This is a genomic window from Enterococcus sp. DIV1059_2 (assembly GCF_051713685.1).
In the GTDB taxonomy this organism is placed as follows: Bacteria; Bacillota; Bacilli; order Lactobacillales; family Enterococcaceae; genus Enterococcus_D; species Enterococcus_D casseliflavus.
The window spans coordinates 516,272-528,933 of the sequence record NZ_JBIOQK010000001.1 but is presented as its reverse complement, the minus strand read 5'-3'; the positions used below and the strand labels follow the sequence as shown (position 1 = coordinate 528,933).

Here is a 12,662-nt window from a genome sequence, read left to right as displayed (position 1 = left end):
TCCTTACGCTTCTTCTTCTTTGTAGTCGATCCCTAACTCTTTACTGATCCCAGCATAGCCTTCTGCTTCTAGGCGTTTGGCTAAATCTGCCGAACCGGTCATCACGACACGGCCTTCCATCATGATATGAACCACGTCTGGTGTGATGTAGTTTAACAGACGTTGGTAATGGGTGATGATCAAAGCGCCAAAACCTTCGCCGCGCATTTCATTGACGCCTTTTGCTACGACTTTCAAGGCATCAATATCTAGACCAGAGTCGATCTCATCCAAAATCGCAAAGGTTGGATCTAGCATCAACAATTGTAAGATTTCATTTCGTTTCTTTTCTCCACCAGAGAAGCCTTCATTCAAATAGCGTTCCGCCATTTCTTCTGGCATATTCAATAAATCCATTTTTTCATCTAATTTTTTCAAGAAATCCATGACAGAGATTTTGTCGTCTTCGTCACGTTTGGCATTGATCGCTGCCCGCATAAATTCCGCATTGGTGATGCCTGGAATTTCACTTGGGTATTGCATCGCCAAGAACAGACCTAAACGAGCCCGCTCATCCACTTCCATTTCCAAGACATTTTCGCCGTCGAACAAAATTTCCCCTTCTGTCACTTCATAATTCGGGTTGCCCATGATGGCAGCGGACAAGGTTGATTTCCCTGTACCGTTTGGTCCCATGATGGCATGGATTTCTCCAGTTTTTAACACTAAGTCAACGCCTTTTAAGATCTTTTTATCTTCGATTTGGACGTGTAGATTTTTGATTTCTAAAACTGACATTTCTTTCCCTCCAGTATCTTTTCTTTCTCACTATTTTAGACTAATTGAGAATGAACTTCAAACGCTATTCCCGACTTTTTTAAAATATTTCTAATCTGTACATTGGAATTATTATAAAGTATTACATAGAGATAGTACATGGTTATTGTCTGTAATGCTAGAAATTTTTTAATTTTTTGTAATAAAAAAAGGAATACGACATTGGCTGCCGCATCCCATACCTTCACTTCTGCTGTGCCCATTCTTCTCGCAAGATGCCATACTTGATGGAATCATAATAGGTGCCTTCCCAGAAACGGACTTTGCGGATCTGGGCTTCTTTGGTCATCCCTAGCTTTTCTCCTAGTTTCATCATGCGGTGATTGCCCGACCACGTGGTATAACCGACACGCTGGATATGAGGCTGTGATTCAAACAACTCATTGATCCACTGGCGAATTGCTTGGCTGCCAATCCCTTGATTCCAAAGGGAAGCATCATAGATGGCTATCCCGAATTCCAACCACTGCTGCAAGGTATTGTCTTCCCAGTAAGCGGTCGCGATCCCCACGATTCTTCCTTGATAGCTGATCGCTTTACGTAACGGGTTGTCGATACAGCTAGCGCCAAACCCCGTTCGAAATTCTTCCCACGTCAACACGGGGTCTTGGAAATACGGTCCGTCCCATTTTTTCCATTCTAAATCTGCCTTAGGCCCATAGCTGATCGACCAAAGTTCAGCAATTATTTCTTCCGTAATCGGTTGAAGTGTGACTGTTTCTGCCATCTTCAAGCCCCCCTTTCTCCTAAAAAAAGTCGTCTCCTTTATTCGTAGACGACTTTCTTTCTATTTTATCTGAAATTTCCGTAAGTTTAAATAAAGGAGTCCGAAAAAAAGGACTGGAAAAAGAGTAAAGCCAAATTGCGGCTTCAAAATCAAGGCGACAAAAACGGCAACAAACAAAAAGGTTGCTAACAAACTAACAGGCCATTTTTTCAAAGTGAAGAAAAGTGCGGTACGCAGGACATCTTTCTTAGCGGCTTTTGGATTACGCACTTGGAAGTACCAAGCGTTGATACTTAGAGCTATGGAAAGCATCCCTAACAAAAGAAAGAAAGGAACGAGCCATTTGCCACTTTCAAATTGAACCGCAAACAGAATATCCACGATCGCAATGACACTTCCCAGCCAGCCGATGAGCCAATAGAGAAACCCGCGCACGGCAAAGGTTCGTAAAAAGTAGCAGAAATCTTTTGATGGATCGATGTCTTTGCGTTCTGCAAAGCGATCGATCGCAGCCAGGAGGCTGATCATGCTTGGCCCAATCAGCAAGAGTGCCAATGCAAACCAAAGGAGGTTTCTAGGATCGACTGCCAAGAACATTGCCGTGAGGGTGTAGGGTGTATTCACGACCCAAAAACTGATATTCAGGGCAAAGCCAATATATAGCCAGCGGAAGATCCGCATGTAAAGATTGTTTTCAAAGGTAGGTTTGGTAAACATGATTGATCACCTCAATTTTTCATTCCCGAAGTAGCGATTCCTTCTACGAAGTATTTTTGCATTGCTAAAAAGACGATCGCCACTGGCAAAATGGAGACCACAGATGCTGCCATGATCAGGGCGTACTCGGCATCATATAAGCCGACAAACATTTTCAGCCCTAACTGAATGGTTTTGTTTTCGGTTGAGGAAAGGTAGATAAATGGTCCCATATAATCGTTCCACGTATTGACGAAGGTGATGATGGTCAGACTCGCTAAAGCGGGCTTCGTCAGTGGTAGAATGATTTTTCTATAGATCCCCCATTCACTCAAGCCGTCGATCCGCGCACTTTCACACAATGAATCAGGAATACTACTATAGTATTGTTTCAACAAAAAGACGCCAAAGGCACTGAAGGCTTGTAAGAGGACCAAAGACCAAAGCGTGTCTGTCAGCCCGAACTGGCGCATCATGATGAACTGAGGAATCATATAGGATTGCCAAGGAATCGCAATCGTACCGATGTATGTCAGAAACAACAGGTCACGTCCTTTGAAATGCATCTTCGAAAACCCATAAGCCGCAAAGCTAGAGGTAAACAGTTGGATCAAGGTAATGATGACGCTCAAAAATGCTGTATTCTTGAAAAAAGTCAGCAAAGGAATGCGATCCCAGATCACCGTATAGTTTTCTGGGTGCCAACTTTTTGGAATCCATTGGATCGGTACGCTAAAAACATCGTTATTGGTCTTAAAAGAAGCAGAAATCATCCAGAGAAACGGGATCAGTGTCACTAACGCGAGAAATGTTAATAAAAGAATCAAGGAGACACTGCCGACCGACAGCTTGGCTTTTTGTTTTGGTTTGGCTTGAACATTCTTTTTACTCAGTGTATTTTCCATCTGTACTCCCTCCTTACACCCGTTCTTGTCTTTGGTTCCACTTAAACTGGATCACCGTGATGCCCAAAACGATCACAAACAAGACCATGGCGATCGCAGATGCGTAACCAAAATTAAATTTCACAAACGCTTCGTTGTAAATTTGATACACCAAGACATTGGTGGCTCGACCGGGTCCGCCGGCAGTCATGACTTGGACCAAATCGAAGATCTTGAAACAGTTGATGACCAACATGATCGAAACAAAGAAGGTCGTTGGTCGCAAGGACGGCAACGTCACGTTGCGAAACTGCTGCCACTTGTTGGCGCCATCGATCGAAGCCGCTTCATACAATTCCTTTGGCACACTTTGTAACCCTGCCAAGTATAAGATCATGTAATACCCCATGCCACGCCAGACGCTGACTATGATGATCGCCGTCAAAGCCCAATCAGAGCTGGAGGTCCAACCAGGAGGATTTTCAATAAAAAATTTCAAAAACTGATTGATTGGTCCCATCGTTGGGTGAAACAACATGTTCCACACGACAGCGATCGCAACTAACGAGGTGACATAAGGAAAGAAGAAGGCCGTACGGAAAAACTTCATTCCACGTACTTTTTTATTCAATAAAATCGCTAAGCCTAAGGAACATATTAACGTCAATGGAACGACGCCAATCGTATAGAGAAAGGTGTTCTTTAACGAGATCCAAAAGGTGTCGTCCCCTAGCATTTTGCTGAAATTTTTCATTCCCACAAATTCAGGCGAACTAAAGGAATCCCATTCCATGAAAGCCAGAATCAATGAGAACACAACGGGCACTAAGGTAAATAAGAAAAAGCCGATAAAGTTCGGTGCAATAAAAGACAGCGCGGTTAGCATATTTTTGCGTTTCAACTTATTGGCTGCTTTTGATTTTGAGGTTATTTCCATATTTGTCTCCTGCTGCTTGCCAGCAGGCCCCCTTTCATTAATAAAGAGAAGGAACTTTTTTGCCCAAGTCCCTTCTCTCGTTAGGACTATTCTGTTTCAGATTTCACCCTTTTTTCCATATTCGCAATGCCTTCTTTTGGTGTTTCGTCCCCTACAAGAATCAAGTCATGTTCTTCTTGCAAGATTTTGTCGATCGCTGGTCCATTTTCATCGACAGGAAACTCGATCGCGACGGTTTCTGGATTGAAGGCTTTTTTCGATACTTCATCGGCGGGCATGCCTTCACGGGAGAAGTAAAGTTCATCAATGGCATCAGTCTTATACGAAGGAACGACACCGACTTCTGCTAATACTTTGGCGCCTTCTTCACCAGAACAAAAGTCTAAGAATTTTTGTGCAGCTTCTTGATGTTTTGAATTTTTATTGATGGCAAAAGCAGTTGGAGAACCAAATGTCGTTACTTCCCCTTTTTCATTTTGCGGCATTTCCGCAATTCCCCACTCAACATCTGTCTTGCCATCGTCGATATTGGTCATCAACGCTCCCATATACCAAGTTCCCATGTACATCATGGCTGCTTTTTCATTTTCAAATTGTGATTGATACGTAACTTTCGTTGATTTTGCTGTCCCAAAGTCCATTTGCGCTTTTTCGTCTTGCATCCGCAATGCACGATCATAGTACGCTTCCAAGTAGTCGTATTGAGGATCGATCAAGTTGGCGCCATTTTGGGCAGCTGCAATCGCTTGGGTAGTGGAACGCCACGTGTGTTGATACGCACCATAAATTTGTTCGTCTGGTTTTGTTAGCTGCTTGGCAAGCTCCTCATATTCGTCCCAGGTGATGTTTGATGGGTAGTCTAAGCCTGCTTCATCGAACATTTTTTTGTTATAATACAAGACCCAAAAATCCGTCCGATACGGTTGTGCATAGGTTTTGCCTTCTACGTCATACATGTCATAGCTTTCTTGCGCTGGGGCAATATCCAATGATCCGATATGGTCGGTGAGATCCACCAATTGGTCCCGCAACGCATAATTAGAGTAAGAAAGTAAATTTTTCATGGTCAAAATATCTGTCGTATCTCCTGAAGAGAGCATCGTCGTCAGTTTGGTATCATAATCATCTGAAGCAATATCGACAGGTTCAACGGTAATGCCCGGATTCGCTTCTTCAAAGGCACGGAATAGTTTTTCGAATTCAGGTGTCGTATCGTAATTCCAAGTGGTTACGGTCAATTTGATGTCGCCATCTTCAGAAGCAGCGGAATCATCTGTCGCTCCGCCTCCACACGCTGCCAAGGCTGCGATCGTCCCAAACATCGTTGCTGCTAATAAACCTTTTTTCAAAAAGTGCATGTTCATTCCTCCATTAAACATTTTTTTAAAGGGTCGCCCCTAAAACTACCAATAGGAATACCAACTTTGTGACACCCGCATCAGCGCTTCCATATAATAATAATCGCCCCAGATCATGCATTCATCGACCCCTTTGAGGGAATTCTTGTCATAAACCCCATGCATCAAAAGTCCGTTTGATTCAGGATGGTCGATCGTTGTATAGTTTTGGGCTAACGACGTCAAGATCGCCAAGGCGTTTTCCTGATAGGCGGCTTGGTTTGGCTGCGTGATCGGTAAATGTTTCGCCAGTTCTAGCAAGCCACAGACTGCGATGGCGGCGGCCGAACTATCCCTTTCTTCCTGACTACCATCGTTAAACACTAAATCCCAATAACTGACCTTGTCCGCCGGTAATTCCGCAATAAAGTAATCCGCAAGGTCTTGAGCAGTCTTCAAGAAACTGGTATCACCGGTGTAAAGGTAACTCAGCGTAAATCCGTAGATTCCCCACGCTTGCCCTCTCGCCCAGCAGGAATCATCGGCATAGCCTTGTTGGGTATTGCCGCTGATCGCCGCCCCAGTTTCAACGTCGAAGTAATAGGTGTGATACGTCGTGGCGTTGTCTCGCACGATGTATTTCTGGGTCTGCTTGGCATGAGCATAGGCTGCTTGTTTGTAGGATTCATCCCCCGTCATTTGGGAAGCAAAATACAATAGCGGCAAATTCATCAAGCAATCAATAATGATGCGCCCCCGTTGTTGCGGATCATCGAGATTGCCCCACGCTTGAATGATCTGGGCTTTGGGTGAGTAACGGGCCATCAATAGATCGGCGGCGGCAATCGCGAGTTTTTTCGAAGATTCCCGTCCGTTCACTCGATAGTCGGCAATCGCAGTCAAACTATACAAAAACCCGATATCATGGGTTTCTAGTCCAATTCTTTGGTCCAATCGTTCTTGGAAAGAGTGCAGTTGTTTTTCGATGGTTTCATCAAATTCTGTTGATCCCGTCAGTTCTTTACTCAAAAACAACATGCCAGTCCAAAAACTCGCCGTCCAATCATGGTTGGCTTCTGGTCGATAGACAAGCTGTTCACTTGCTGCAGGTGGGACCAACGTGTCAAAGGTCTTAGTATTCTTTCTTACTTGATTAACGGTGAAGTCGATTTGCTCGGCTACCCATTGTGATAGCTGTACGTCATAGCTGGTTTCCATTTTTTCCTCCTATTCGCTCAACCTGGATCATATGTCCGGATTGATTGATCGTAATGTTGTTTGTTGTCACTTCGACGGTCACTGCTTGTTCTTGTTCTTGTGGAAGCAAGCCGGTGACGAGGGAAACGAACAGGTGCTTTCCTGCTTGTCGTTGAGCAGTTAGATACGGCAGCCACGTTGCAGGATACAAGAGGTTCGTATTTGGCTCCGTTCGTAGGACATCGCTCGTTTCATAGCCAGCGATCGCCTCGATTTTCGAATAGCCGATCGATGTTCGTACCGCAGCGCTGCTTGTGGTTTTTTCAGTGATGGCAGTTGCCTCTTTCGGTGATGAAAACCCACCCTCATAGAAAGAAAGGGCGCGCTGAGAATTGATCTCATGAATGCGAAGGTGACTGCCTATCAGTGGAATGATTGTTGTTTTTATCTGGACGTCTTCCCATGGATTCCATTCATGAATGATCCGATCAGGTAAAAGCTGATACTGGCGATCCAATCCTTTGGTGCGAAAGTAATGGTCATCTTCTGATAAAGCCAATGTGTTGTCATAATTTCCTTCATAAAACCAATAATTGCTCTTGGGCACGCTATTGCCAAACGTCGTTGAGTAGACAAATTTGCTATATTTGCTGCTGGCATGACTTTGATAGTTGATACATTGTCCTGCAGGAAACATCAAGGCATGCGTCAAGTCTTGATTGTGTTGATAAAAGTTCTTACTGATGGGATGAGCCAGTGTTCTTTCAGTGATCACTAATGGCGTTGGGGTGGCTTGCCAATAGGGATGCTCCTTTGGTACCGCTAACAAAAGAAAGGTTTTTAACGCCCAATAAGGTGAACCTGGTGCATTGTAGCCTTCGGCAAAGATCAGATTCTGGTACGAATAGCCGACCGTCAGTATCCCTTCGGAAGTAAAAATGTCTTGCTGCATCCACTGATGCAGGTGACGACTGATCAATCCTTTGATCTCTCCCCATGGCAATGCTTCAACATCCGCAAAAACCAATGCGCTGAAGAAAGAAACTTGCGCAAAGCGATACGTCAAACTTCGACCAAAAGGAACGGCAGCTCCACCTGCTGCAAACCAATGCTTGAAGGTTTGAGCAAACTCGGTGGCTCGTTGTTTGAACTTCCTTCCCCTTTCAAGATCCTCAGGGACAAATCGACAGTACAGAAGACTATAGTAGTGGATCGCAAAAGATACATAGTAATCGATTTGAGTGGCTACTCCGTCACAGTACCATCCTTCCCCTAAATAAAAGGTCTCGATCAATGCCAAGTCAGCATCGATCTTTTCTTGGGAAAAGCTGCTGCCACAACGCTTCATGGCTACATTGACGAGAACCCGAAAGAAATGCCAATTGTTTGCGGGAATTTCTCGTTGATTGACTTGGATCAGCCACGCATGGAGATTATCTTTTTGGCGTTGGGATAAAACATCCCACGTTTTTTCCTTGTTTAATAGTAAAAAGGTACTTAGCGAAGCCATTTCCACGATTCGTTGGTCGAAGTCTTCCACAACACCCCAATAATCGGGACTCTCTGGATCTGTACCCGCAATAATTCCTGAGAGATAGGTTTCCATGAATGAATCTTCTTGCTGGGTTAGATAAGGCGCGAGTCCCCAAAGCGGTCGCAAGAACGCTTCAAGTTCCTGTACCTCTTTCTCATAGACAGTCCCATGGCTGCCTAAAGCCAAATGACCGGGACGACTGCTTGCAAAAGCGGGTTTGAGTTGGTCCATGATCGTTTTGAAGCCGGCTGCTACATCTTCATAACTTTCAAATTTATTCTTTTTCAATTGCTGCAGCTTCTGTGATTGCATCCGCATCCTTCCTTTCAATCAATGTCGCTTTAATAAAACCATAATATTCTCCGTAGACCGTCACCACATCTTGCAGTTTCAGTTGTTGACTTTGTTCATTGAATACTTGGTACTGTCCAGTCGCTGTTTCTAGAATAAATCGATCCCCTTTCTCAATGTCTGCTGTTTTCGCATCACTCTTTACGATGGTGCCAGATAGCTTCACGAATTCATGCAACGGGACGACACCTTGCGAAAAATCTTCGTCAGAATAACAAAGCGCTCGTTCTTTTAATTGCTTTTCGCTGCTTTGGGAAAATGCTTGCGTCTGCGTTGCTTCATTTGGAGAACAAGCAGTTAACCCCATAAGTAGACCCAGGATAAATAACGAATTAATCCACTTCATTCATGCCACCCTCATTTTTAAAACGCTTTCTTCATTTCAAATCATACTTTTTTTTAGGAAAATAATCAATAGTTTTTCCTAAAAAAAGTAAAATTTTTACTTGAGGGCAATTTCTCTCTTGGTTTTTTTACTAAAAAGAAATATACTGAAGAGGAGAAGCATTGGAGGAGGGATTCTATGGCTACGATTACCGACATAGCGACCATAGCTGAGGTATCAATATCAACCGTATCACGGGTTCTGAACTACGATCCTAGTCTTTCAGTGACCGAAGAAACCAAACGAAAGATTTTCGAGGCAGCTGAAAAACTAAATTATACGAAATACAAAAACAAGCAAAAGCAGCGTGAACTACCAGTGGATGTACCAAAAAAACACAACAAATCGATCGGGATCGTTCAGTGGCGGATGGATGATGAAGAATTGGAAGACATTTACTATATGTCGATTCGTTTGGGTGTGGAAAAACGCGCCGCCGAACTGGGTTGTGATCTGTTAAAAATCTCCAACCTTGATGAGTCAGTGATCCAGTCCGTCGACGGCTTACTGGCGATCGGCAAGTTCACAGAAGAGCGGGTCAAGAAACTCCATGAGCTACACCCCAACCTCTGTGTGATTGGCAGTAACTTTCCGCTGGATGACTACGATTCTGTCAATACCGATTTTACGCAAGCAACGGAGTTGGCTCTTTCTCACTTGATGGGACTTGGTCATCAAAAAATCGCCTTTATCGGCGCCGAGGAAAGTCAAAATATGTATGGGTATCGGCGGTACAAAACGCCAACGGTCAACACCTATGTCGATATGATGCAGCATTATCAGCTGTTTGATGAGGATTATTTCATCGTGAAAGAAAATAGTCGGTTGGATGTCCAAACGGGGGAAGAATTAACGGAGCAGGCTTTGGCTTTGTGGCAAGACCGCTTGCCGACTGCGATTTTGGCAGCCAATGATGCCTTTGCGATCGGGGTCATCCATACGTTAACGGCTCATGGAATCAAGATTCCTGAAGACATCAGTGTTATGGGCATCAACGATATTTCGGTGTCCCGCTATGTCTCTCCACCCCTTTCTTCAGTCCAAGCATTTACTGAAGAGATGGGTGAAACGGGGTTAGAGCTACTCTATAACCGCATCGAAAATCCTGGGATCGCCAGACGCATCTTTTTAAGTACACAGCTGGTGATTCGTCAATCTACCGCAAAACCAAAAGAAGGCTGAGAAGCTGCGGTGTCTTCTTGCATTGATCAACGTCATTGCAAGGAAGCACCGCATCCTTCTCACCCTTTTTTTATTTTAATGGTCGTTTTGATTTTCCCTGTCTGCTCAAGCGCGTATTCGGCTTGGATCAAATACGCTTGTGCCTGTACACCATGGTGGTCATGATAAGTGACTGGCTGTATTTGGATCTTATCACTGGTAAAACGAAGAACACAGCGTGCTTTTTTTGTCATTAGTTGAACGGTCTTATCTTGCACCATTGGTGTTATGTTCGTAATAAAGTTTTCCACCACCAGATTCTTTGGTTGGTGCTCGTCAAAGACAAAATGGTCTTCGATCGTTACTTGTTGCTGCGAGACCACGAAGCGCCGCTGGTATTCAGTGACCGCTGCTTTCGGATAGAACGCACTGAGGTCTAAGTCAAATTGCTGGTCATTGACCTGTAGCACTGTCGCTTCCTCGGCTGTTGTGCGTTGGGTGTGCTGGTTGATGATCGGCAGCGAATGACTGATTGCGGCTGCGGGAAAGTAGTGATAGCGCGTGTTCTCGTCAAAATACTCTTTGGTGTACTCCCCTGCACCAAGGTCCGTCAGAAATAACTCCTCCGTCGTTCCTAAAACAAAATGACCGACATCGAGATGATTGTGGCTTTCTTGATTGCTCCCCCCTTTGGCAGCAAAAAAGAGATCCTGCTGCACATCTTTTGCCATGAACCACTGTGCTTGTTCAAAATAGTGATGAAATGAGGCATTCGTTTCTCGTGTGATCGCTTCGTTATGCCAATACAAATTTCGATAGCTGTGGGCAAACCGGTAGCAAGGATCAAAATCTAACGGACTGACCCCCGATAATTGAGGAACCGCCACGCCCAAATGCTCGTAGCAATAACTGACCAAGCCACTAGGCAGTTCGATCGCCGAATAATCAGAAAAAGGAATGTAATGCCCTGGAGAAATCATCGTGTAGTAAGGAAAAGCGGCAATTTTTCTGGTTTTAGGCTGCTTTAGGTAGGTGTCTTCTTGCAATACTTCTGCCAACAATTGCGCATAATACAGAAAATAACCAAACCCATACGCCCAGTATCCGACACCTTCCACACAAGCCCCATCTTCGCCAAAGCTGTTGAGATAGCTTTGCATTGCAGTATCCAATCGTTTGATCATCCGCAATTGTCGCTCGCTTTTTTTCGGCAATACATAGAGCGCCGTCATTCCAAGACAGCCACCAATAACTGCGGACCAATTGTTCTCTTTTGTCTCCCACTCCCAGGTTTGCTCCTCGAAGGGTAAAAAAAGCCGTTGATCGATCTCATACAACACTCGTTCTGTGATGACTGGTGAAAGGTCTCCCCCAACCAACATAAACAACTCTGCTAAGGATTGCCCAGTTTCAGCTGCAAAAAGATCGACTGTGTGGCGCGCTTGCGAAGAAAACTGGCCATCGACAATCGGCAGATGCGCTGGCAGACACCATGTATATTCATTGCAGATTTCCCAAATCACTTGCTCCAACAGCACTTTGATCGCTGCCTTACGCTCCATTTCATAAGCAAGTCCTAAAACCACCAACATCCGTCGGCGGGCAAAATAATGGGATTCGAAGGCAACACGATTCCCCGATTCGAGATACTCTTGATAGCCTTGATAAGGCAAATAGGGAATCTCACCAGTGTCAAGGTACGCCTGTGCCGCCTGTAAAATTTCTTCTTTTACATCTGCTGGATTCACGCGTTTTCCTCCTGAATGGAGCGTCCGAAGACTTCGATTTGGGTCAACGCTGGAAATGGTGAGGGATCGTCATTTTGGATCAGCTCATGCAATTTCACCCAAGTGACCGTTCGCGGCTGGAAAGAAAACCGTTGAGGCTGGCTGCTTTTGACCGTCTGCAAGATTTCTTGACTCCCGTCGGAAAACGCCAACGTGACTTGTTGCCAATAGCTATCATGGGGAAAATCCGCCCGTAACGTAAGCGCACATTGGTCGATGCGGACCTCATGACCAAAGTCGATCGTCAAAGCGGCATCTGCTTGTTGATTGATCCCCCATGAGCCATAGGGATAATTGCCATGAGACGTATTGGCAAAAATGCCATCAATAGCGTTACAAGCGAAAAACGTCGCATCATCTCTTGTTTCAACATTGGCATGGGCATGCGGATAGGCACCCAAGAATTCTTTTTGATCATGAGGGTTTAAGGCGACATTGCGGTAAGCCGCTAGTTCTTCTTTTGTTGCTACCCGCACACTCAAATAATGGCTTTTCCCAGCAAAACGGCCTTCTGGCGCGGCTTCTTTGGCATTTTCACTAAGATGTACGGGGTAGATCCACTCGTTGCCTTTGATGTACACCAAAGTAGTCGCCAGCGTTTCATCGAGTGTGACCCACACAAATTGTCCACTGCGTGAGAGCGAGACAACGATTTTATCTCCGTCCTCGTAACAATACTCTTGGGATGCCAACGTGACAAAGTCTTCCGCCGTCGCTTGAAGAAGGGTAGGTTCACTTTCAGGTGTTTGTTTGCCTTTTTTTACTTGATGCTTTTGGTCATAAATCGTTAAGGAAATCTGGGTCATTGCATGTAGCTCCTCTCGTATTTTCTCCATTATAGCGATGTCGA

The 12,662-nt window shown here is 44.7% G+C and carries 12 protein-coding genes; 1 reads left to right on the top strand and 11 read right to left on the bottom strand.

Going from position 1 to position 12,662, the window contains the following annotated elements; all coding sequences use genetic code 11:
- Window positions 1-3: 3 nt before the first annotated feature.
- From sufC to IGI72_RS02455, 9 genes are all read right to left on the bottom strand, one after another.
- Entirely contained in the window at window positions 4-777 is a 774-nt protein-coding gene (gene sufC / locus IGI72_RS02495) for a Fe-S cluster assembly ATPase SufC (RefSeq protein ID WP_005232112.1), read from the bottom strand.
- Window positions 778-1,000: 223 nt separating this feature from the next.
- Entirely contained in the window at window positions 1,001-1,543 is a 543-nt protein-coding gene (locus IGI72_RS02490; protein ID WP_121260106.1) for a GNAT family N-acetyltransferase, read from the bottom strand.
- Window positions 1,544-1,603: 60 nt separating this feature from the next.
- Entirely contained in the window at window positions 1,604-2,260 is a 657-nt protein-coding gene (locus IGI72_RS02485; protein ID WP_438752939.1) for a DUF624 domain-containing protein, read from the bottom strand.
- A gap of 11 nt (window positions 2,261-2,271) precedes the next feature.
- Complete coding sequence (locus IGI72_RS02480; RefSeq protein ID WP_005232123.1) at window positions 2,272-3,144, bottom strand: carbohydrate ABC transporter permease; 873 nt, start codon at window positions 3,142-3,144, stop codon at window positions 2,272-2,274.
- A 13-nt stretch (window positions 3,145-3,157) separates the two neighbouring features.
- Complete coding sequence (locus IGI72_RS02475) at window positions 3,158-4,060, bottom strand: carbohydrate ABC transporter permease (protein ID WP_438752936.1); 903 nt, start codon at window positions 4,058-4,060, stop codon at window positions 3,158-3,160.
- Window positions 4,061-4,146: 86 nt separating this feature from the next.
- On the bottom strand, window positions 4,147-5,418 hold the full coding sequence (locus tag IGI72_RS02470) for an ABC transporter substrate-binding protein (RefSeq protein WP_034857867.1): 1,272 nt from the start codon (window positions 5,416-5,418) through the stop codon (window positions 4,147-4,149).
- A gap of 45 nt (window positions 5,419-5,463) precedes the next feature.
- Window positions 5,464-6,615: a glycoside hydrolase family 88 protein gene (locus IGI72_RS02465; protein WP_438752934.1), complete on the bottom strand. Its 1,152-nt coding sequence runs from the start codon at window positions 6,613-6,615 to the stop codon at window positions 5,464-5,466.
- Window positions 6,599-8,440 carry a DUF2264 domain-containing protein gene (locus tag IGI72_RS02460; RefSeq protein ID WP_101698812.1) on the bottom strand — a complete coding sequence of 614 codons (1,842 nt, stop codon included), beginning with the start codon at window positions 8,438-8,440 and terminating at the stop codon, window positions 6,599-6,601. The genes IGI72_RS02465 and IGI72_RS02460 overlap by 17 nt, the downstream gene beginning before the upstream one ends.
- On the bottom strand, window positions 8,403-8,825 hold the full coding sequence (locus tag IGI72_RS02455; RefSeq protein WP_438752932.1) for a hypothetical protein: 423 nt from the start codon (window positions 8,823-8,825) through the stop codon (window positions 8,403-8,405). Before IGI72_RS02455 ends, IGI72_RS02460 begins: the two co-directional genes overlap by 38 nt.
- Window positions 8,826-9,002: 177 nt before the next feature.
- On the opposite strand from IGI72_RS02455, the gene IGI72_RS02450 reads away from it, so the two are divergent.
- Window positions 9,003-10,046 (top strand): LacI family DNA-binding transcriptional regulator, encoded by a 1,044-nt coding sequence (locus tag IGI72_RS02450; protein WP_005232137.1) that lies wholly within the window; start codon window positions 9,003-9,005, stop codon window positions 10,044-10,046.
- Between the two features lie 59 nt (window positions 10,047-10,105).
- Here IGI72_RS02450 and IGI72_RS02445 read toward each other — a convergent pair whose 3' ends face one another.
- Both IGI72_RS02445 and IGI72_RS02440 read right to left on the bottom strand, forming a co-directional pair.
- Window positions 10,106-11,773: a hypothetical protein gene (locus tag IGI72_RS02445; protein WP_438752929.1), complete on the bottom strand. Its 1,668-nt coding sequence runs from the start codon at window positions 11,771-11,773 to the stop codon at window positions 10,106-10,108.
- Window positions 11,770-12,618: a hypothetical protein gene (locus IGI72_RS02440; protein ID WP_438752927.1), complete on the bottom strand. Its 849-nt coding sequence runs from the start codon at window positions 12,616-12,618 to the stop codon at window positions 11,770-11,772. Before IGI72_RS02440 ends, IGI72_RS02445 begins: the two co-directional genes overlap by 4 nt.
- Between the last annotated feature and the right edge of the window lie 44 nt (window positions 12,619-12,662).